We start from the raw sequence: 19,886 nt of genomic DNA, 5'->3' as shown, positions 1-19,886 counted from the left end.
CCCGGAAGGGGAGGGGCAGGGTGGGGGGCACAGTTTCCACTTATCAGCATGAGCTTCGCATCACCTTTGAAGGAGGGCTCTTCGTCATGGCTTTGCGCACTACTCCCCGTCTGATTCTTCTTTTCGCCGTCGCGCTCCTTTGCGCCTGCGCCACCACACCGAAGGTGCCGAACGCGAGGAATAATTATGAGGCGGGGCAGACCGCCCTCAAGTCGCAGAAGTATGAAGAGGCGATCGAGTACTTCAAGAAGGTGAAGGAGAGCTACTCCTCCCCCGAGCTCTCCGCGCAGGCGGAACTGGGGATTGCCGACGCCTACTTCGAGAACAAGGGGTACATAGAGGCCGCGGCAGCATATGAGGAGTTCCGCAAGCTGCATCCGACCCATCCGAAGGTGCCTTACGCACTGTACCGTCTCGGCATGTGCAACTACCGGGAGGTCACCGGGATAGACACCGACCAGACGCCGGTGAAGAATGCGGTTGCCACTTTCGAGGGGTTCCTCGCGTCGTACCCGACTTCGGAGTACGCCGCCGAGGTGAAGGAAAAGCTGGAGGACTGCCGCAACAAGCAGCTTGCCTACGAGGTGTACGTGGGGAATTTCTACCTGCGCACGAAGAAATACGACTCGGCAATAAAGCGACTCACCGAGGCGCTCGCCAAGTTTCCCGGCAGGGCACACGATGCAACGCTCTTGAGGCTCGGGGAGGCGTATCTGCGCTCGGGGGAGAAGGTGCGCGGGACGGAGACGCTGGAGCGGATGCTGAAGGAATACCCGCAGAGCCCCCTTGTCACGGAGGCGCGGAAAGAGCTGGGGAAGTAGCCTCACCTCCCATGATGACGCTGTGACTCATGCGGCGCGTGCGCCCCTTCTTCTGGCGATACATCCGCTCGTCCGCCAGGCGCCAGGCATCCATCAGCCCCTCTCCGCTGGAGGCGGTGGCTGCCCCTATAGAAAGCCGCAGATGCTTCGCCCCCTCCCGCTTGTTGTGGGCGGCGAGGCTCTGCTCCAGCCGTTCCATCGCCTCGTCGAGCGCCGCCTCCTCCGTTCCCGGCAAGATGGCGGCGAATTCATCCCCGCCGACGCGGGCGACCACATCCTCCCGCCTGAAGGAACTTCTGAGGACGTCCGCGGCCCGCTTCAGAAGCGCATCCCCGGCCGCGTGCCCCTCCTCGTCGTTCATCTCCTTCAGCCCGTCCACGTCCGCCATTACTATGGAGATAGGGAAGTGACGCCCCTGCTTCAGGCGCATGAGCTCCTCGTCGAAGTAGGCGCGGTTGTAGATCCCGGTGAGCATGTCGTGGGTGCTCATGTAGCGCAGCTTCATCTCGGAAGCCTTCCTCTCGGAGATGTCGAAGATCGCGCAGACAATCCCCCCGATGGTGCTGTCACTGTTCTTGAAGGGGGCGCTGTAAAAGATGACGTCCCGCCGCGCGCCGTCTGCGCAGGTCATCGCACCTTCCAGCCCGCGGTTGATCCCCTCGCCCCTGAGGGCATCCTCCCCCCTCCTGAAGAGCGCTCCAAGCTCGAGAGGGAGGACGTCGTGCACGCTCCTGTTGATGATCTCGCCCCGCTGGAGCCCCGTGTGCTCCTCGAAAGCCCTGTTGCAGCCGAGATAGATCCCGTTCGTGTCGTTGTAGAAAATGGGGGTGGGGATGGTGTCGATGAGGACCTGCACGAAGTCCAGCTTGCTCCTCAGCTCCCGCTCCGAACGCCTCTGCTCGCGGCGCATCGCCGCCTCGCCGATCTCCCGCTCGATGGCGGGGACGAGCCTCGTGAGGTTACCCTTCAGAAGGTAGTCGTGGGCGCCGGCGCGCATCGCCTCCACTGCGGTCTCTTCCCCCATCTTTCCGGATACCATGATGAAGGGAAGGTCGAGCCCCATCTCCTTCAGGATGGCGAGCGCCTCCAGTCCGCTGAAGCCGGGGAGGACATAATCTGCGATGACGGCGTCGAAGTGGGCCGCCTCCAGGACGCGACGCATGGCCTCGGCACTGTCGACGCGACGGTAGTGGACCTGGTAGCCGCCGTGTTTCAGCTCCAGGGCGAGAAGATCGGCATCATCCTGGGCATCTTCAATTATGAGAACACGCAGCAGAGTACTCATCCGCGGTACCTCCGGTAGTGTGTAGGCAGCCACTCGTCGCGAAGTTTATTGTAGAACAAATGTCCCTTGGCGCAATGTAATTAGTCAGTGTTAATTTTAAACTTTTATTGATACTCCATTGCCTTGTCTCTGTCAAATTCTTTACCGTGTGTAGAGTTTTTTAACTGCAACAACCGTCGCTGTTACAATCATTTACATTCCGACGCCACCCCTATGACTTGGGAGTTGCCGGTAACTTTGTCGGCACGGCAGCGGCACTCTTTACCACGTCACCACGTTTGGCTTATACTTGCGTCTCCCTAGAGAAAGGAGATCTGGATGTCTGAAGAAAAGAAAGAACCGTGGCTCAACTATCTCGCCCTCACGACCGTCATCCTGGCGGTATGCGCCACCATGGCCACCTTCAAGGGGGGCGGCTTCTCCTCGCGCTCCCTCCTTAGCCAAACCCAGGCCTCGGACCAGTGGGCGTACTACCAGTCGAAGAGCATCAAGGGGTACTTAAACGAGATGCAGAAGGACCAGCTGGAGTTGCAGCTGCAGACCGTGCACCGGGACCCCGCGACGGAAGCGCGCTACCGTGAGAAAATTGAAGGATACGGGAGGAAGGTGGCGAAGTACGAGGAGGAGAAAAAGAAGATCGAGCAGGACGCGAAGCGCCTTGAGCAGGTAAGAGATGAGGCGACCCGTCACGGGCAGGCCTTCGGCGTCGCCGTCATTTTCCTGCAGATTGCCATTCTCCTCTCCTCCATCGCCGCGCTCCTGAAGAAACGCTGGCTCTGGATCGGCGGGTGTGTCGTAGGGTGCTACGGCATCGTGCAGTTTGCAAACGGCTTCTTCCTCTTCATGTGAGGAACCGTGACAGGAAAGAGGGAGAAAAGGCAGGGATGATAAAAGAGAGAGAGTTTTTCGCCAGTACGGCCAAGGGTGTGGAAGAGGTATTGGGCGCCGAGCTCGTACGCCTCGGGGTTTCCTCCGTGTCGCAGGAAAACGGCGGTGTGCGCTTTCGCGGCGACCTTTCGAGCGCCTACCGTGCCAATCTCTGGCTGAGATGCGCCAGCCGCATCCTCATGCCGGTCGCGGAGTTTCCGTGCGAGTCGCCGCAGCAGCTTTACGACGGGATCAGGGGGGTGGAGTGGGGGGAATACCTCACGCCGCAGATGACCCTCTGCGTCGACTGCAACTTGCGCGACTCCGCGCTTACCCATTCCGGCTTCGTGGCGCTGAAGACGAAGGACGCCATCGTGGACCAGATCAGGGAGCAGCGCGGCAGCCGCCCGAGCGTCGACACGAAGGACCCCGACCTCAGGGTGAACGTGCACCTCGTGCGAAACCGGTGCACGGTGAGCCTCGATACCTCGGGCTACCCCCTGGACCGGCGCGGCTACCGGCTGGAGCGCCACGAGGCCCCTCTGAAGGAGAACCTGGCGGCGGCGCTTGTGGAGCTCTCCGGCTGGGAGGGGAACACACCCTTCGTCGATCCGATGTGCGGCACCGGGACGATCGCCATCGAGGCGGCACTGAAGGCCCTGCGGGTTCCCCCCGGCCTCCTGCGGGGCCGCTTCGGCTTCCAGCGCTGGCCCGGATTCGACAGGACGCTCTGGCAGGGGCTTCTGGACGAGGCGCGACACGGTATGCTGGGCGCGCTGCCGGCGCCGGTCGGGGGGAGCGACATCTCGCACTCCGCCGTCGCCATGGCGTGGGAAAATGCCCGCCGCGCCGGGGTGGCGGATCACCTGGAGTTGCAGCGCCTCCCGATAGCGGAGCTCTCCCCGCCCCCCGGGCCGGGAGTCATGATCTTCAACCCTCCCTACGGCAAGCGCCTCGGCGAGCAGGAGGCGCTGAAGCCCCTGTACAAGGAGATCGGCGACGTCATGAAGCAGCGCTGCAAGGGGTACACGGCGTACCTCTTCACCGGGAACCTGGAGCTCGCGAAGTCCGTGGGGCTGCGCGCTTCCCGAAGAATCGTCCTCTTCAACGGGCCGATCGAGTGCAGGCTTTTGAAGTACGAGTTATATTAAAAGGAGAGGGGGAGAGACCCCCCTCACCCGCAAAGGCGCGCCGGAAGCGGCTGCGGGGAATAAAGGGCTTGACACTTTGGAGTTTTTGGCATAGTGTTTAATTTCGCTTTAGGGCCTATAGCTCAGTTGGTTAGAGCTACCGGCTCATAACCGGTCGGTCCCAGGTTCGAGTCCTGGTGGGCCCACCATCTATAAAAAGTAGGATGATGTGGGGATGCCCTTAAAGCACCTGGTCAGACGAAAAAATACACGCAGTGTGGAGAGAAAGAGTGCACGCCGATAAGGATGCACTCTTTTTCTTTTGTGGGCGATGATAACACCAAGACTTTCAGATATAGTCGGAATCACTAACAAAATAGCTCCTCTGCACCTCGCGGAGAGCTGGGACAACGTAGGGCTCCAGGTCGGGGACCCTGCGGCTAGTGTGAACCGGATCATGACCGCGCTCGACCCGGGACGCCCCGCGATTGAGGCGGCAGTCCAGGCAGGATGCAACCTCCTGGTGACCCACCACCCCTTCATCTTCACCCCGCTAAAGAAGATTGTGGCCACTGACGAAGTCGGCAGCCTCCTCCTTCTCGCCATCAAGAACGATCTCGGCGTCATCTCGCTGCACACGAACTACGACATCGTCTCCGGCGGCGTCAACGACCTTCTGGCGGCGCGCCTCGGGGTGCAGGACCCTCAGCCGCTGAAGGTGACCGCCTCCCAAGAATTCCTGAAGCTCGTGGTTTTCGTGCCGGAGGGGCACGAGGAGGCGCTCCTGAAGGGGCTCTCCCCGTTCTCCCCCCATCTCGGCAACTACCGCGACTGCTCCTTCCAGGGAGCGGGTGTCGGGCGCTTCACCCCCCTTGACGGTGCGAACCCGTATCTGGGGAAGGTGGGGACGCCGGAGGCCGCGCAGGAGAGCCGCCTGGAGCTCCTGGTGCGCAAGGAGCTCCTCACCCCCGCTCTCGCCGCGCTGAAAAAGGCGCACCCGTACGAGGAGCCCGCCTTTGACCTCTACCCCGTCCTGAACAGGGGGGAGGCGCTCGGGATCGGGAGGATCGGGACACTTCCCGAGGCGCTCCCTGCGGCAGCCTTTGCGGGGATCGTGAAGGAGAGGCTCGGCGCCCCCGCCCTGCGCCTGGTCGGCTCCCCGGAGCGGAGCGTGCGCAAGGTCGCCCTCTGCGGCGGGTCCGGATCGTCCCTCCTCATGGAGGCGGCGAGAAAAGGGGCGGATCTCCTGGTGACGGGGGATCTCAAGTATCATGAAGCGCGCGACGCGGAGGCCCTCGGGGTCGCGGTGATAGACGCCGGGCACTTCGCCACGGAGTACCCCATGGTGGATGCCATGGCACAGGCGCTGCGGGAAGCACTCGCGGCAAAGAGGTTCGAAGCGGAAGTTACGGCATTTAAGGGAGAGAGGGAGCCTTTCAGCTACCTGTGAGTATTCCCGTTTGCATAAAAAAATGATGGGAGGCAGATTTTGCGTAACAAGTTGAGGTCGCTGTACGAGTTACAGGAGATGGATCTGCGGATCGACGGTTTGGACGGAGAGAAGGCCCAGCTCCTGAGGGAAGTCGCTACCTTGGAGGCGCTGCTCGCCGACTCGCGTCGCAAGATAGAGGAGCGCAGGCAGAGCGCCCAGATCCTCGAAGAGGAGAAGGCGGGGCTGGAGGCGGGCCTTTCCACCGAAAACGACAACATCACCAGGTCCGAGACGAACCTGAGGGAGATCAAGACGCAGAAGGAGTACCAGGCTGTGTCGAAGGAGATCTCCGGGGCGAAGAAGCTCATCTCGGAGCTGGAGGAGCAGATCCTGCAGAAGATCACCGCCCTTGAAGAGATAAGCGGCGACATCGCCCGCAAGGAGAGCGATCTGGCCCAGCTCGAGGCGAACGTGGCGGCTCAGCAGGCGGAGGTGAAGCAGAAGGTCGACGAGCTCGAGGCGAGAATCGCCGCCGACGCCGCAGCCCGCGAGACGACCCTCTCCGCTCTCCCCGCCTCCGTGGTGAAGCGCTACACCCGTCTTCGGGAGCAGCGCCGCGGGGTCGCGGTCGTCGAGGCGCGCGAGGGGAACTGCATGGGGTGCAACATGCACCTGCCGCCGCAGCTCTACAACACCCTCTTCCGCCAGGACGACGTCATCACCTGCCCGCACTGCCAGCGCATCCTGGTGATGAGGCCGCAGCAGGAAGGGTAGCTCGCACGATTTTGGCCGGAGCAGACCAGATGGCCGCCGCCTCTTCGAGGGGGAGGAAAGTCCGGGCTCCACAGGGCATGGTGCTGGATAACGTCCAGCGGGGGCAACCCCAGGGAAAGTGCCACAGAGAGAAGTCCGCCCGCCTCGGCGGGTAAGGGTGAAAGGGTGAGGTAAGAGCTCACCGGATCCGGCGGCGACGTCGGATGCCAGGTAAACCCCACCAGGAGCAAGACCAAATAGGGAAGCGTCAAGGACGGCCCGTCCGTGCTTCCGGGTTGGTTGCTTGAGGCCGTCGGTAACGGCGGTCCTAGATGAATGACCATCGCCCGCAGTGAGGGTAACCCGCTGCGGGAACAGAACCCGGCTTATGGGCTGCTTCGGCCAAACTAGTTCTTTATCAGCTGAAAAGCAGAGCCGTCCCCCCTCCTTCAGTCAGGGGGGCGGCGGCTCTTTCCCGGCCATGCGGGGTCGAACCCTCCGTGGCCGTTTTTGTTCAGGAAACGATGCGCAATACTGCGGATAACGTGAAGGCGTGGGGTGCGGGTGTGGCGAGGGTGCAGGAGGCCTTCGTGCGTCTCTCCCCGGAGAAGAGGGGAGAGCTCCATTCCCTCGCCTGCCACCTCATGGCGCGGAAGAGCGCGATGCAGGCGCTGGTGGAGCAGGTCGATGCCGCCGCCACATGCGCCGCCTGCCGCGGGGCATGCTGCGCCTCCGGGCGCTACCATTTCCGCAACGCCGACCTTCTCGTCTACCTCGTGACGGGAGAGCCGCTCTTTACCCCTCTCTTTGGCAACGGCGCCTGCCCGTACCTCGCGGTCGAGGGGTGCCTCATGCCCCCCGCCTACCGCCCCTTCAACTGCATCACCTTCAACTGCGAGGCGATCGAGGATCTCCTCCCCGCGGGGGACACGGCCCGCTTCTACCAGGGGGAGCGGGAGCTTCGCGAGATCTACCGCCAGATCGAGGAGCTCTTTCCCGGCCGCTCCCTCCACGGCGCACTCCTCGACCTCTCCGGCGAGGATGCCGCCCCCGCCCCTCTCGTAATCTCCGGGGGAGGCGCGGCGACCCCCCTTTCCATGCAATGCAATGAGTGATGATTTTTTCCGAACCAAAGTGGAGGCATAATGGCAACAATCAACGATCTGGTGCTGGCGCACATTGATGAAAAGCCGGCCTTTTACGCGAGAATAGAGGATGTGAGCCCGGACGTGAAGCCCGGGTGGTGGAAAGTGAAGCTCCTCGTCCTTACCATTCCGCTGCAGACCTACACCTGGATACTCGACGAGAGCCAGGTGAACGGGGCTCCCTTCACCATGGGGGGGACCCCGATCATGCTGGAGAAGGTCGTCTCTCCCGAGCCGCCGGTGAAGCCGGTGGCGCCGCTCGGGAAGGGTGCGGGGAAGAAGGGGAAGGTCGTCTCCCTCTTTGACAGGAAAAAGCCGGAAGCATAGGGTGCTGTCGCCGTGGGGAGTCCGGCGACTCCCCCCCCCAGTCGTGGCTCCATCCTGAGGACCCCTTCCCAGCGCTCCCCCGCTTCCCCCGCATGTCGAACTCCGTTCCCGCCAGACCCGTACCGGCCGCCGCCTCCTTTCCTGTCGGAAGGGGGGCGGCGGAGCCGTTTGCGGAAAAATTGATCCTGTTTACGTTTACCTTTTTTAACCTGCCGGAATGACTGCCCTATTTCACCCTCCCCGACCCCCTCTGGAACGAAGGTTAACCCCTTAAAAAAGCTCCGAAAAATTACTTTTTGCCGGGCAGTTTTGCCTTGACATCGCACTTCCCCTGCCGTATAGTTCATGCCCAAAATGTGGTAAATAGTGGTATAAAGTGGCAAGGTGTGTATGTTCCGGGGAAAATTCGAGACGACAATCGATCCGAAGGGGAGGACGAGCCTCCCTGCAAAGTTCCGCGAGGTACTCGTGGAAACCTTCGGAGACGAGCGTTTTTTCCTCACCAACTCGAACCCGGTGCGGCTGGCAAACGGCCTCTACTCCTCGGGGCTGGCGATTTACCCCTACAAGGAGTGGCTCTCCCTGGAGGAGAAGCTCATGTCCGGCGCCTCACTCGGGCTCGGCTCGGCGGAGCTTGCCGCGGTGAAGCGCAGGATCATCGCCCCCGCGGTGGAGTGCGTGGCGGACAAGCTCGGGCGCGTGCTCGTGCCGAGCGATCTGCGAAAGAGCGCGTTTCTCGACAGGGAGATCCTTTTTGTCGGGCTTTTGAACAAGGCGGAAGTCTGGAGCCTTGCTGAGTGGGACAAGGTGAGCCGTCAGGACGAGGAGAACTTCCCGATCGATTCCCCGGCGCTCGCCGCCCTCGGACTATAAATGGCGGACTTTCATCACATATCGGTGCTCCCGGAGGAAGTGCTGGCGCAACTCGCGCCGCGCCCCGGCGGAGTATACCTGGACGGCACCCTCGGCGGCGCCGGCCACGCGACCCTTATCCTGGAGGCATCGGCCCCGGACGGGATCCTCATCGGCTTCGACCGTGACGTCGAGGCGCTCGCCGCAGCAGGGGAGCGCCTGGCGAAATACGGCTCCCGGGTCCACCTCTTTCACGGCAACTTCTCGGAGGCGGCGAGCCGTCTCCCGGAGATCGGCATCAGCGAACTCGACGGCTTCCTCCTCGATCTCGGCGTCTCCTCCCACCAGCTCGACCAGGACGAGCGCGGCTTCTCCTTCCAGACCGACGCGCCGCTCGATATGCGCATGGACAGGAGCCGCGGACCGAGTGCCGCAGATCTCGTGAACACCCTCCCGGAGGGGGAGCTCTGCCGCATCATCTCCGAGTACGGTGAGGAGCGCTGGGCGAAGCGGGTAGCGTCGTTTATCGTGAAGCAGCGCGACATCGCCCCCATCGAGACGACGATGCAGCTTGTCGATGTGGTGAAGGGAGCGATACCGAAGGCGAAGTGGGAAGAGCGCCTCCACCCGGCGACGAGGACCTTCCAGGGGCTGCGCATCGCGGTGAACGAGGAGCTCGCCAGCGTCGAGGAAGGGGTGGAGGCACTCCTGAAGCTCTTGAAGCGTGGGGGGCGAGGGGTGGTGATCTCCTTCCATTCCCTGGAGGACCGCATCGTGAAGGAGCGCTTCCGCGCCGCAGCCACCGGCTGCACCTGCCCGAAGGACCTCCCGATCTGCGTGTGCGGCAGAACCCCGCAGTACAAGGTGCTGACCGGAAAGCCGCTGCGCCCGCAGGAAAAGGAGCTCTCCGAAAACCCCCGGGCGCGCAGCTCGCGGCTGAGGGCGATCGAGAGGGTGTAGCACCCGATGCGGCAGCTCCCCGGTCTCCGCACCGGTCGCTTGAAATAGATACAAACCCAACCTGAGGATATAAAAGCATGGCACACACCAAAGTCGCCTACGGGAAAGTCGCAGCACCGGCGCGCACCGGCGCGGTAGTCAGGGAGAACTGGAACGTCTTCCCGTACCTCACCGCCGTCATGGTCCTTCTGACGCTGGTCTCGATCTTCCACGTCTGGTCGAGGGTCGAGGTGATCGACCTCAACCTGAAGATCTCGGAGGCCTCCCGCCTCTACAAGGAAGAGCTGCAGGCCAACAAGAGGCTCAGGGTGGAAGTCGCCTCGCTTAAAAACCCCGCGCGCATCGAGTCGCTGGCAAAGGGTGAGCTGGGGCTGGCACTTCCGACCGACCAGCAGGTGATCATCGTCAGATGATGGAGAAGCGGGATAAATGGGCGCGGGTAAGGATGCGCTCGGTTGCCCTCTTCTTCTGCGTCTTCTTCCTGCTGGTAACCACGAGGCTCTTTTACCTGCAGGTGCTGCAAAAGGATCGTCTGGTGAAGCTCGCGGAGCGCCAGCACCAGAGGATAGTCTCCCTTACCCCCGGGAGGGGGGGGATCTACGATGTGAACAGCGCTCCGCTGGCGGTGTCGATAGAGATGGACTCCTGCTATGCCGAGACGCGCAACATGGAGCACATTCCGACCGCTGCCGCAAAGCTCGCCCCCCTCATCGGGATGACCGCGCCGGAACTCGAGGCGAAGCTTAAAGGGGCGAGGAACTTCGTCTGGCTCGCCCGCAGGATCACCCCGGACCTGGCGGCGCACATAAAGGCGCTGGGGCTGGAAGGGATCGGCTTTGTAAAGGAGAGCAAGCGCTTCTACCCCAATTCCGAAGTCGCCGCCCACGTGGTCGGCTTCACCGGGATGGACCCCGGCGGGCTGGAGGGGATAGAGAAGAAGTACGACTCCACCATCCTCGGCAACACCGGTTATCTGGTGACCGAGCGGGATGCCCTCGGGCGCGACGTGGACCTGAAGGGGGGGGAGTCGAAGCAGGGCTCCAAGGGGAGCAGCGTCTACCTCACCCTCGACAAGAACATCCAGTACATCGCGGAGAAGGAGCTCGCCCAGGCGGTTGAGAAGAACAGGGCCAAGGGGGGGATCGCCATAGTCATGGAGCCGGACACCGGCAAGGTGCTGGCGATGGCGAATTATCCGACCTTCAACCCGAACACCTATTTCAAGTACCCTCCGGGGGCGCTGAGAAACCGCGCCATCTCCGATACCTTCGAGCCCGGCTCCACCTTCAAGATGTTCCTCGTGGCAGCCGCACTGGAGCACCGCGTCATCTCCGCCGGGGAGCGCTTCAACTGCGAGAACGGGTCGTACCAGTACGCGGGGCGCACGATCCACGACACGCACCCTTACGGGGCGCTGAGCGTGCCGGAGATCCTCAAGTACTCCAGTAACATCGGGGCCGCGAAGATAGGGAGCCGGCTCGGGGCCGAGCGCCTCTACAACGCGCTCATCGGCTTCGGCTTCGGGGACAGGAGCGACGTGGACCTTCCCGGAGAGGCGGGAGGGTACCTGCGCCAGAAGGACAAGTGGTACCCGATCAACCTCGCCACCATCTCCTTCGGGCAGGGTGTCTCGGCGACAGCGCTGCAGATAGCGTCTGCCGTCTCCGCGATAGCAAACGGCGGCCAGCTCATGAAACCGTACCTGGTGGACCGCATCCTCGACGACAGCGGCAATGTCGTGAAGCAGTGCGCGCCGCAGGTGAAAAGGCGGGTCGTCTCGGCCCAGACCGCCAAGACGGTCGCCCACATGCTGGAAGGGGTCGTCATCGAGGGGGGGACCGGCACGAACGCCGCCGTGGAGGGGTACCGCGTCGCAGGAAAGACCGGCACCGCCCAGAAGGTCGACCCGGTCACCCGCGGCTACTCCGCCACGAAGAGGACTGCGTCCTTTGTCGGTTTTGTCCCTTTGGAGCAGCCGCGCCTGACGATCCTCGTGGTGGTGGACGAGCCGGGCACCAGCCCGTACGGCGGCGTCGTGGCGGCACCTGCCTTCAGCGCCATCGCGCAGCAGGCCCTTTGCTACCTGAAGGTCCCGGTGGACAAGGGAGCACCCACGAAGAAAAAGCCGGAAACGGCACCGTCGGTCCCTGCACCGCCGGTGCAGACGGAGCAGATGGTGGAGGGTGGCACCGTCGACGGAGGGGAGGCGGGGGTCATGCCGAACTTCAGGGGTATGAGCATGCGCCAGGTTCTGCGCATAATGGAAAAGAGCGGACTGAACGTGAAGCTGGAGGGGAGCGGCAGGGCGGTGGAGCAGAACCCGGCGCCGGGAAGCCACATCACGCCGCACGATCCGGTCTGGGTGCGCTTCGTACCGTCGGCCTAGAAAAGTTGGGGGAATCATGACGTTTCAGGAACTTTTGCTCGGCATGGAGCCGCTGTCGGTGACGGGAACCCTCGACCTCGCCGTCTCGGGCCTCTACTACGACTCCCGGCAGGTGCAGCCCGGAGGGGTCTTCTTCGCCCTGCGCGGTGTGAAGAGCGACGGCACCGATTTTGTTCCGGCGGCGCTGGAGCGAGGCGCGGTCGCGGTGGTGACCGAATCGCCGCTGTCACTTCCGGGAAAGACGGTGGTGCAGGTGGCAAACGGCCGCCTCGCCATGAGCCTCATGGCCGCTGCCTTCTACGGAAACGCGTCCGCTGCCATGCCGGTAGTGGGGATCACCGGGACAAACGGCAAGACCACAACGAGCTATCTCGTCGAGGGAATCCTGGAACAGGCGGGGTTCCCTTGCGCCGTTCTCGGCACCGTGAGCTACCGCCTCGGTGACTATTCCCTCCCCGCTCCGAACACCACACCGGAATCGGTCGACCTGCAGAGGATCCTCAGGGAACTCGCCGACCGGGGGGCGCGCGCGGCGGTCCTGGAGGTTTCCTCCCACAGCCTGGAGCAGCACCGTGCAGATGGCTGCCTCTTCGACGTCGGGATCTTCACCAACCTGACCCGCGACCACCTCGACTACCACCTGGACATGGATTCGTACTTCCGCAGCAAGCTGCGCCTCTTCACCGACCTCCTGACACCGGAGGGAGCGAAGCCGAAGCGCACCGCGGTGGTGAATCTGGATGATCCGGTCGGCGCGGAGATCGCCGCCCAGGCGACCTGCCCGGTCCTCGGATACTCTGTGCACCGCGAGGCGGAGCTGACGGTGAAGGAGGTGGACTTCTCGGTGGAGGGGATCAGCTGCACCGTGGTGAGCCCCGCCGGGGACATCCGCATCACCTCCGACCTCCTCGGCCGGTTCAACCTGTACAACATCCTCGGTGCCGTGGGCGCCGGGCTGGCACTGGGCCTTCCGACCGATGCCATCCGCCTGGGGATTACCTCCCACAGCAAGGTCCCCGGCAGGCTGGAGCGGGTCGACAACAACCACGGCATCACCGTACTCGTGGACTACGCCCATACGGGAGACGCGCTGGAGAACGTCCTTTCCACAGTGAGCGAGCTGAAAACGGGGCGGATCATCACCGTCTTTGGCTGCGGCGGGGACCGGGACCGCGGCAAGAGGCCGATCATGGCGGAAGTCGCCGCGCGCTACAGCGACCTCACCGTCATCACCTCGGACAACCCCCGCACCGAAGACCCGGCCGCAATCCTTGCCGATGTGAGGGGGGGGATCCCTGCCGGTACGAAGGAATACTCCGCTGAAGAGGCGGGGTCTTTTTCGGAGAAGGGGTTCACCGTCATCGAGTCGCGCCTGGAAGCGATACAACTCGCCATTGCCGCTGCCCGCAGGGGGGACATCGTTCTTCTCGCCGGGAAGGGGCACGAGGATTACCAGATCATAGGGACCACGAAGCACCACTTCGATGATCGCGAGGAAGCCGCCGCGGCACTCGCGCTGCGGGGGTAACCCGCTGAAATTCCGCTTCTTCGGCGACTCGAGCTGAGGTAAGCTTACAGTGGTACAGGGTGTAGCCTTCAGGGATCATTCCCTCCGACGGAGGGGGCACGTGACAGTGGAGAAAAGAGATAGATGTTCAGCTTATTTGAAATAGCCGAGGCGACCGGCGGCACCGTTCGCGGCGAGGGAAACGCCCTCGCCGGCGGCGTTTCCACCGATTCCCGCAGCGTTGCAGCCGGAGAGCTCTTCATCCCGCTGCGCGGGGAGCGCTTCGACGGGCACGCCTTCATCGGCACCGCTCTCGAGCGCGGCGCCTCCATCATCCTCGTGGAAGAGGGGTGGCTCGCCGGCAACTCCCTCCCCGGGACGGTTCCCGCAGTCGTGGTGAAAGACACGCTGCGCGCCCTCGGCGATCTCGCCGCCTGGCATCGCAGCCGCTTCGACATTCCCGTCGTCGGGGTCACCGGCAGCAACGGCAAGACCACCACGAAGGAGATGCTCGCACGCATCCTCTCCGAGACGGGGCCGGGGCTGAAGACCGAGGGGAACCTGAACAACCTCATCGGCCTCCCCCTCACCGTGCTGCGCATGAACGGTCGCCACCGCTGGGCAGTCCTGGAGATGGGGATGAGCGAGTTCGGGGAGATCGACCGCCTGGCTGAGATCGCCGCTCCTAAAGTGGGGATCATCACCAACGCCTTCTCCGCCCACCTGGAGACCCTTGGGAGTGTGGAGGGGGTGGCCCGCGCGAAGGGAGAGCTCTTCCTGCGCCTGAAGGACGGCTGCTGGGCGGTGTACAACGTGGACGATCCGCTGATCTCCAAGCTCCCGATCCCGCTCGGGGTAAAGAGTCTCGCCTTCGGCCTGCGCGGCGCGGAGGTAAGCTCCGCCTCCATAAAGAGTCTGGGCGTTCGCGGCGAGAGCTTTACCCTTCGCCTGCCTGAAGATGAATTCCAGATCCACCTGAAGGCGTTCGGCAGGCACAGCGTGTACAATGCGCTGGCGGCTGCTGCCGCCGCCTCCGCGCTCGGGGTGGAGGGGGAGCTCATCAGGAAGGGGCTGGAGGAATTCACCCCCGCGGACAAGAGGTTCCAGCTGGAGGATCTCTCAGGCGTCGTCCTCGTGGACGACAGCTACAACGCCAATCCGGCCTCCATGGGTGCGGCTCTTACCACGCTCACGGAGATCAACGGGGGCGGGCACATCCACGCGGTACTCGGCGACATGCTGGAGCTTGGAAAGGCGAGCGCGGCGGCTCACCGCGAGCTCGGGCGCACCGCAGCCGGATGCGTCGACCGGCTGTACCTCCTCGGTGACATGGCCGAAACGGTCGCCGCAGGCGCCATCGAGGCGGGGCTTCCGCATGACCGGGTCCTCGTGGGAAAAGATCACGCGGAGATCCTCGAGTCGCTCCTCATACACCTCGGCGAGGGGGACTGCGTCCTCGTGAAGGGATCGCGCGGCATGAAAATGGAGCGGGTAGCGCAGGGCGTGCGCCAGGCATACGACGCAAAGGTACAGGGGGACAACCACTAATGCTGTATCATCTCCTCTTCCCGCTCGCCTCGGACTACAAGCTTTTCAACGTCTTCAAGTACCTCACCTTCCGCTCCATCTACGCGATGATCACAGCGCTCGTCGTCTCCTTCCTCGTCGGCCCCTGGGTGATCCAGAAGCTGGAGGGGCTCCAGGCGCGCCAGGTTATCCGCACCGACGGTCCGGAGTCGCACCTCAAGAAGCAGGGGACCCCCACCATGGGGGGGGTGATGATCCTCCTCTCCATCATCGTGCCGACGCTCCTCTGGGCCGATCTCACCAACGTCTTTGTGTGGATCACCCTCTTCGTCATCGCAGGGTACGGGGTTATCGGCTTTCTCGACGACTACAAGAAGGTGGTGGAGAAAAACCCGAAGGGGCTCTCGCCGCGCCAGAAGATGGTCGGCCAGGTCCTCCTCGCGGGCGCGGTGGGGATACTCCTGTACAACCTCCCCGGTTTCTCCACCCAGCTCTACTTCCCCTTCTTCAAGAGGGTCCATCCGGACCTCGGCATCCTCTTCATCCCCTTTGCCACCCTCGTCATCGTGGGGGCGAGCAATGCGGTGAACCTCACCGACGGGCTCGACGGCCTCGCCATCGGTCCGGTGGCGATAAACGCAGCGACCTACCTTCTCTTCTGCTACATCGCAGGTAACGCCCGCCTCTCCGGCTATCTGCAGATACCGTACGTCCCCGGCTCTGGGGAACTCGCCGTCGTGTGCGGCGCCATGGTCGGCGCAGGGCTCGGATTTCTCTGGTACAACGCCTATCCTGCCGAGGTATTCATGGGGGACGTCGGCTCCCTCGCGCTCGGGGGCGGGCTCGGGACCCTCGCGGTCCTTACCAAGCAGGAGATACTCCTCGTCATCGTAGGGGGCGTCTTCGTGGTGGAGGCGCTCTCGGTGATCTTCCAGGTGGGGAGCTACAAGTACCGCGGCAAGAGGATCTTCCGCATGGCCCCGATCCACCACCACTTCGAGCTGAAGGGGGTCGCTGAACCTAAGATCATCGTGCGCTTCTGGATCATCACCATCATCCTTGCGCTGGTGGCAATTTCCACCATGAAGATGCGCTGAAAAGGGCGCGAAAAAAAGTTTGGGATGTCACCCTTTTTCTGGGGGAAATCACCGGAATTTTCAGGTAGTATAGTGCCGCTTTTTTCCCGGCCGGGAAGGGTCAAAGCGAATTAGGGCGCGCTCACCGGGCGTGCCCGCACGAGTTTGTAGGTGCAGTGGCACGGTGCTTCCGCGCCGGCCGCAGTCAGAAGGCAGAGAAGGAACCAGATGGATCTCCAGGGCAAAAATATTTTGGTAGTAGGACTCGCCCGCACCGGCGTGGCGGTCACCCGTTTCCTCGCCGAGCGGGGCGCGCATCTCACGGTGACCGACATGCGCGACGAGGAGCAGCTCGCCTCCGTGCTGGAGCAGCTGAAAGACCTCGACATAAATTACGAGCTCGGGCGACACAGCGCCCACACCTTCCTCATGGCGGAGCTCATCGTGGTGAGCCCCGGCGTGCCGATGGACCTGAAGCCGCTGGCGATGGCGGTGGCCCAGGGGCGCCGCGTGGTGAGCGAGGTGGAGCTTGCCTCCTGGTTCATCGAAGCACCCATCGTCGCCATCACCGGGACGAACGGCAAGACGACGACCACCACCCTTACCGGGGAGATCTTCCGGCACTGCGGTTTCGACACCTTTGTCGGCGGCAATATCGGCAATCCCCTGATCGAGCTCGCCGCCTCCGGTGAGCGGGTCGACCGCGTCGTGGTGGAGCTCTCTTCCTTCCAGCTCGAGGGGATCGAGAGCTTCCGCCCGAACGTCGCGGTTCTCCTGAACATCACCGAGGACCACCTGGACCGCTACGAGACGTACCAGGAGTACATCGACGCGAAGCTGCGCATCTTCGAGAACCAGAGGGCGGAGGACTTCGCTGTTCTGAACATCGACGACCCGCTGGTGGCGGCCTGCGCCCCCCGGCTGAAGGCCCGCGTCTTCCCCATGAGCCGCCAAAAGGAGCTTGAGGAGGGGATCTGGTACCAGGAAGGCTTCATCACCTTTTCCTTCCAGGGGAAGGTGCTCCGCTTCGGCACCGACGGCATCCGGCTGAAGGGGGTGCACAACCTCGACAACATCATGGCGAGCCTCGCCTCCACGCTCCTCATGCGCTGCGAGGGGGAATGCGCCTACGCCGCCGTGACCTCGTTCAAGGGGCTGCCGCACCGGATGGAGTTCGTCACGGAGCAAAACGGCGTCGCCTGGTACGAGGACAGCAAGGGGACGAACGTGGGGAGCGTGGTGAAGTCGCTGGAGAGTTTCCCCGGCGGCATCACCCTCATCGCCGGCGGGAAGGACAAGGGGGGCTCCTACGAGCCGTTGGCTCCCCTGGTGCAGGAGCGGGTGAGCCACCTGATCCTCATCGGCGAGGCGAAAGAGCGGATGAACGAGGCCCTTGGCGCCCTCACCGACACCCACCTCGCCACGACCCTCGCGGAGGCGGTCTCCACCGCCCGCGCTGTCACGAAGTCCGGCGGCATCGTCCTCTTCTCACCGGCCTGCTCCAGCTTCGACATGTTCCGCGACTACGAGGACCGCGCGCTGCAATACCGCGCTCTCGTCCTCTCCGGCGACTCCGAGGGGGATAAGTGAGGCGTCCGGAAGGGTTCGACATCATCATCCTCGTCATGGCGGTGACCCTCACCTGCTTCGGGGTGGTCATGGTCTACTCCGCTTCCTCGGTGATGGCGGCGAAGAAGTACCACGACGGCTTCTACTTCCTGAAGCGCCAGGGGATCTTCGCCGCGGCCGGTTTTGCCGCCATGGTCTTCACCATGCAGCTCGACTACCACGTCTGGAAGAAGGTGGCGGTGCCCCTCTTCCTTTCCTGCTTCTTCCTGCTGATCCTCGTCTTCATCCCCGGGATCGGAGGGGCGGCCAAAGGGGCGTCGCGCTGGATCAGGCTGCCGGGCTTCAACTTCCAGCCCTCCGAGCTTGCGAAGGTCGCCCTCATCATCTACATGGCGTACTCGCTGGACAAGAGGCAGGAGAAGCTGCGCAACTTCAGCACCGGCTTCTTCCCGTACCTCATGATACTCGGCGCCTTCATCGTGATACTCCTGAAGCAGCACGACATGGGGGCGGCGCTCACCATGGGGACGGTGGCGATCACCATGCTCTTTGCCGCGGGAACAAAGCCGCGCTACATCCTCGGCATGGGTGTGGTCGCTCTTCCCGGCGTTTTTTACCTCGTCGTCTCCGAGGCGTACCGCATGCGGCGCATCACCGCCTTCCTCGACCCGTGGAAGGACCCGACGAACGCGGGATTCCAGATCATCCAGTCCTGGCTGGCGCTCGGCACCGGAGGGATCCTCGGACAGGGGCTCGGCGAGGGGAAGCAGAAGCTCTTTTATCTTCCGGAGGCGCATACCGACTTCATCCTTTCCGTATGCGGCGAGGAACTCGGGCTGGTCGGGGTGCTGGTGATCGCATCGATGTTCCTGTTACTGGTGCAGCGCTCCATCCGCGTCGCCATAGCGGCCGAAGACAACTTCGGTCGCTTTCTCGCATTCGGAATCGCCGTGCTTCTCGGGCTTGAGGCCTTCATCAACATGGCGGTGGTGAGCGGCATGCTCCCGACGAAGGGGCTCGCGCTCCCCTTTCTCAGCTACGGCGGAAGCTCCCTCATCATCTCCCTCACCGCCGTGGGGATACTCCTGAACGTCTCCTCGCGCATGAAGGGGCTCCCCTCATGAGGCTCATCGTGGCAGGGGGGGGGACCGGCGGCCACCTTTTCCCCGGGATAGCGGTGGCGGAGGAATTCCTGGCGACGCCGGGGAACGAGGTCCTCTTCGTCGGGACGAGCCGCGGCATCGAGGCACGCATGGTCCCCCGGCTCGGCTATCGGCTGGCGCTGATCTCCGCAAGCGGCGTGAAGGGGCTCGGCGCGGTGGCGAAGGTCAAAAGCGGCGGCAGGCTCCTCTTCGGCTGCCTGCAGGCCCAAAAGATACTGAGAAAGTTCAGGCCGGACCTCGTCCTCGGGGTCGGCGGCTACGCCTCGGCGCCCGTCCTCCTCGCGGCGCGGGCCTTGGGGATTCCGACCTACGTGCACGAGCAGAACGCGATCCCGGGGCTCACCAACAGGCTTCTTGGCCGCTTCGCCCGGCGCGTCTTCATCTCCATGGAACAGGCGGCGACCTTCTTCCCGCCGGACAGCACGGTGCTCACCGGAAACCCGATCCGCAAGGAGATCCTCTGGGGATTCCAAGGGCAGGACGAGGAGAGCGCCTCCACCTTCCGGGTCCTCGTTTTCGGGGGGAGCGCCGGGGCGCACAGCGTGAACCTCGCGCTGGTGGCCGCACTGCCGCACCTCTTATCCGTGAAGGAGAGACTGGTCATCACCCACCAGACGGGGGAGAAGGACCTGGAAGAGGTGCGGGCGGGGTACCGCGCGAACGGCTTCGACGCCGAGGTAAAGCCCTTCATCGACGACATGTCCGCGGCCTACGGCGCCGCCGACCTCATCATCTGCAGGGCAGGGGCGACGACGATCGCCGAGATCACCGCGTGCGGCAAGGCGTGCATCTTCGTTCCCTTCCCGTACGCCGCGGACGACCACCAGAGGAAAAACGCGGAGTCGCTGGTGGAGAAGGGTGCCGGCTTCATGATCCTCGACAAGGAACTCACCGGAGAACGGGTGGCGCGGGAGATCACCGCCCTCATGGAAAAGCCGGAACTCCTGGAGGAGACGAGGCAAAACGCGAAGAAGCTCGCCCACCTCGACGCCGCGCAGGTGATCGTGACCCGGATGGTGCGGGGGTATTAAGAAATTGCCCCTCCCTTTGCCGGGAGGGGGTGGCGAAGAGACGGCTGAGCGGCGG

Annotated in this window: 18 protein-coding genes, 1 tRNA gene and 1 other RNA gene; 19 read left to right on the top strand and 1 reads right to left on the bottom strand. The window is 63.5% G+C overall.

The window, feature by feature from the left end; translation table 11 throughout:
• Nucleotides 1-86 precede the first annotated feature (86 nt).
• Nucleotides 87-821 (top strand): outer membrane protein assembly factor BamD, encoded by a 735-nt coding sequence (locus LPW11_RS05505; RefSeq protein WP_230997129.1) that lies wholly within the window; start codon nucleotides 87-89, stop codon nucleotides 819-821.
• Here the strand turns inward: LPW11_RS05505 and LPW11_RS05500 are convergent.
• A complete protein-coding gene (locus tag LPW11_RS05500) occupies nucleotides 790-2,106 on the bottom strand; it encodes a GGDEF domain-containing response regulator (protein WP_230997128.1) in 1,317 nt (438 codons plus the stop codon). The two genes, LPW11_RS05505 and LPW11_RS05500, sit on opposite strands and share 32 nt — an antisense overlap.
• 318 nt (nucleotides 2,107-2,424) lie before the next feature.
• Between LPW11_RS05500 and LPW11_RS05495 the strand changes: the two genes are divergently transcribed.
• The 18 genes from LPW11_RS05495 to murG all read left to right on the top strand — a co-directional run bounded on the left by LPW11_RS05495 (nucleotide 2,425) and on the right by murG (nucleotide 19,831).
• A complete protein-coding gene (locus tag LPW11_RS05495) occupies nucleotides 2,425-2,955 on the top strand; it encodes a DUF4337 domain-containing protein (protein ID WP_230997127.1) in 531 nt (176 codons plus the stop codon).
• 35 nt (nucleotides 2,956-2,990) lie between these two features.
• Nucleotides 2,991-4,124 (top strand): THUMP domain-containing class I SAM-dependent RNA methyltransferase, encoded by a 1,134-nt coding sequence (locus tag LPW11_RS05490; protein ID WP_230997126.1) that lies wholly within the window; start codon nucleotides 2,991-2,993, stop codon nucleotides 4,122-4,124.
• A 111-nt stretch (nucleotides 4,125-4,235) separates the two neighbouring features.
• Nucleotides 4,236-4,312, top strand: a tRNA-Ile gene (locus LPW11_RS05485).
• Nucleotides 4,313-4,434: 122 nt separating this feature from the next.
• The gene (locus tag LPW11_RS05480; RefSeq protein WP_230997125.1) at nucleotides 4,435-5,553 is read left to right on the top strand and encodes a Nif3-like dinuclear metal center hexameric protein; all 1,119 of its coding nucleotides are present in this window, start codon (nucleotides 4,435-4,437) and stop codon (nucleotides 5,551-5,553) included.
• Nucleotides 5,554-5,592: 39 nt separating this feature from the next.
• Nucleotides 5,593-6,309: a zinc ribbon domain-containing protein gene (locus LPW11_RS05475; RefSeq protein WP_230997124.1), complete on the top strand. Its 717-nt coding sequence runs from the start codon at nucleotides 5,593-5,595 to the stop codon at nucleotides 6,307-6,309.
• A 17-nt stretch (nucleotides 6,310-6,326) separates the two neighbouring features.
• Nucleotides 6,327-6,692, top strand: an RNA gene (gene rnpB / locus LPW11_RS05470) — RNase P RNA component class A.
• Between the two features lie 120 nt (nucleotides 6,693-6,812).
• Nucleotides 6,813-7,403 (top strand): hypothetical protein, encoded by a 591-nt coding sequence (locus LPW11_RS05465; RefSeq protein ID WP_230997123.1) that lies wholly within the window; start codon nucleotides 6,813-6,815, stop codon nucleotides 7,401-7,403.
• 30 nt (nucleotides 7,404-7,433) lie between these two features.
• Nucleotides 7,434-7,760 carry a hypothetical protein gene (locus tag LPW11_RS05460; protein ID WP_230997122.1) on the top strand — a complete coding sequence of 109 codons (327 nt, stop codon included), beginning with the start codon at nucleotides 7,434-7,436 and terminating at the stop codon, nucleotides 7,758-7,760.
• Nucleotides 7,761-8,150: 390 nt separating this feature from the next.
• Nucleotides 8,151-8,633: a division/cell wall cluster transcriptional repressor MraZ gene (mraZ, locus tag LPW11_RS05455; RefSeq protein WP_230997121.1), complete on the top strand. Its 483-nt coding sequence runs from the start codon at nucleotides 8,151-8,153 to the stop codon at nucleotides 8,631-8,633.
• Nucleotides 8,634-9,572 (top strand): 16S rRNA (cytosine(1402)-N(4))-methyltransferase RsmH, encoded by a 939-nt coding sequence (gene rsmH / locus LPW11_RS05450; protein ID WP_230997120.1) that lies wholly within the window; start codon nucleotides 8,634-8,636, stop codon nucleotides 9,570-9,572.
• Nucleotides 9,573-9,649: 77 nt separating this feature from the next.
• Nucleotides 9,650-9,985 carry a cell division protein FtsL gene (ftsL, locus tag LPW11_RS05445; protein WP_230997119.1) on the top strand — a complete coding sequence of 112 codons (336 nt, stop codon included), beginning with the start codon at nucleotides 9,650-9,652 and terminating at the stop codon, nucleotides 9,983-9,985.
• Nucleotides 9,982-11,958 (top strand): penicillin-binding protein, encoded by a 1,977-nt coding sequence (locus LPW11_RS05440; RefSeq protein WP_230997118.1) that lies wholly within the window; start codon nucleotides 9,982-9,984, stop codon nucleotides 11,956-11,958. Before ftsL ends, LPW11_RS05440 begins: the two co-directional genes overlap by 4 nt.
• A 16-nt stretch (nucleotides 11,959-11,974) precedes the next feature.
• Complete coding sequence (locus tag LPW11_RS05435) at nucleotides 11,975-13,486, top strand: UDP-N-acetylmuramoyl-L-alanyl-D-glutamate--2,6-diaminopimelate ligase (RefSeq protein WP_230997117.1); 1,512 nt, start codon at nucleotides 11,975-11,977, stop codon at nucleotides 13,484-13,486.
• 123 nt (nucleotides 13,487-13,609) lie between these two features.
• Entirely contained in the window at nucleotides 13,610-15,013 is a 1,404-nt protein-coding gene (locus LPW11_RS05430) for a UDP-N-acetylmuramoyl-tripeptide--D-alanyl-D-alanine ligase (protein WP_230997116.1), read from the top strand.
• On the top strand, nucleotides 15,013-16,089 hold the full coding sequence (gene mraY, locus LPW11_RS05425) for a phospho-N-acetylmuramoyl-pentapeptide-transferase (RefSeq protein ID WP_230997115.1): 1,077 nt from the start codon (nucleotides 15,013-15,015) through the stop codon (nucleotides 16,087-16,089). Before LPW11_RS05430 ends, mraY begins: the two co-directional genes overlap by 1 nt.
• A 207-nt stretch (nucleotides 16,090-16,296) precedes the next feature.
• Nucleotides 16,297-17,658, top strand: a complete 1,362-nt coding sequence (gene murD, locus LPW11_RS05420; protein WP_230997114.1) for a UDP-N-acetylmuramoyl-L-alanine--D-glutamate ligase — start codon at nucleotides 16,297-16,299, stop codon at nucleotides 17,656-17,658.
• A complete protein-coding gene (gene ftsW / locus LPW11_RS05415) occupies nucleotides 17,655-18,761 on the top strand; it encodes a putative lipid II flippase FtsW (RefSeq protein WP_269145390.1) in 1,107 nt (368 codons plus the stop codon). Before murD ends, ftsW begins: the two co-directional genes overlap by 4 nt.
• A complete protein-coding gene (gene murG, locus LPW11_RS05410; protein WP_230997113.1) occupies nucleotides 18,758-19,831 on the top strand; it encodes an undecaprenyldiphospho-muramoylpentapeptide beta-N-acetylglucosaminyltransferase in 1,074 nt (357 codons plus the stop codon). Before ftsW ends, murG begins: the two co-directional genes overlap by 4 nt.
• The last annotated feature ends 55 nt before the right edge of the window (nucleotides 19,832-19,886 follow it).

The organism is Geomonas sp. RF6 (assembly GCF_021044625.1).
Taxonomy (GTDB): Bacteria; Desulfobacterota; Desulfuromonadia; order Geobacterales; family Geobacteraceae; genus RF6.
Note: the sequence above shows the minus strand (reverse complement) of the source record. Positions and strands in the feature narration are given on the sequence as shown.

Excerpts from the sequence above, each read along its gene's own strand:
- LPW11_RS05505 (WP_230997129.1), top strand. The coding sequence starts at position 87 with ATGGCTTTGCGCACTACTCCCCGTCTGATTCTTCTTTTCGCCGTCGCG.
- LPW11_RS05500 (WP_230997128.1), bottom strand. The coding sequence starts at position 2,106 with ATGAGTACTCTGCTGCGTGTTCTCATAATTGAAGATGCCCAGGATGAT.
- LPW11_RS05495 (WP_230997127.1), top strand. The coding sequence starts at position 2,425 with ATGTCTGAAGAAAAGAAAGAACCGTGGCTCAACTATCTCGCCCTCACG.
- LPW11_RS05490 (WP_230997126.1), top strand. The coding sequence starts at position 2,991 with ATGATAAAAGAGAGAGAGTTTTTCGCCAGTACGGCCAAGGGTGTGGAA.
- LPW11_RS05480 (WP_230997125.1), top strand. The coding sequence starts at position 4,435 with ATGATAACACCAAGACTTTCAGATATAGTCGGAATCACTAACAAAATA.
- LPW11_RS05465 (WP_230997123.1), top strand. The coding sequence starts at position 6,813 with ATGCGCAATACTGCGGATAACGTGAAGGCGTGGGGTGCGGGTGTGGCG.
- LPW11_RS05460 (WP_230997122.1), top strand. The coding sequence starts at position 7,434 with ATGGCAACAATCAACGATCTGGTGCTGGCGCACATTGATGAAAAGCCG.
- mraZ (WP_230997121.1), top strand. The coding sequence starts at position 8,151 with ATGTTCCGGGGAAAATTCGAGACGACAATCGATCCGAAGGGGAGGACG.
- rsmH (WP_230997120.1), top strand. The coding sequence starts at position 8,634 with ATGGCGGACTTTCATCACATATCGGTGCTCCCGGAGGAAGTGCTGGCG.
- ftsL (WP_230997119.1), top strand. The coding sequence starts at position 9,650 with ATGGCACACACCAAAGTCGCCTACGGGAAAGTCGCAGCACCGGCGCGC.
- LPW11_RS05440 (WP_230997118.1), top strand. The coding sequence starts at position 9,982 with ATGATGGAGAAGCGGGATAAATGGGCGCGGGTAAGGATGCGCTCGGTT.
- LPW11_RS05435 (WP_230997117.1), top strand. The coding sequence starts at position 11,975 with ATGACGTTTCAGGAACTTTTGCTCGGCATGGAGCCGCTGTCGGTGACG.
- LPW11_RS05430 (WP_230997116.1), top strand. The coding sequence starts at position 13,610 with ATGTTCAGCTTATTTGAAATAGCCGAGGCGACCGGCGGCACCGTTCGC.
- mraY (WP_230997115.1), top strand. The coding sequence starts at position 15,013 with ATGCTGTATCATCTCCTCTTCCCGCTCGCCTCGGACTACAAGCTTTTC.
- murD (WP_230997114.1), top strand. The coding sequence starts at position 16,297 with ATGGATCTCCAGGGCAAAAATATTTTGGTAGTAGGACTCGCCCGCACC.
- murG (WP_230997113.1), top strand. The coding sequence starts at position 18,758 with ATGAGGCTCATCGTGGCAGGGGGGGGGACCGGCGGCCACCTTTTCCCC.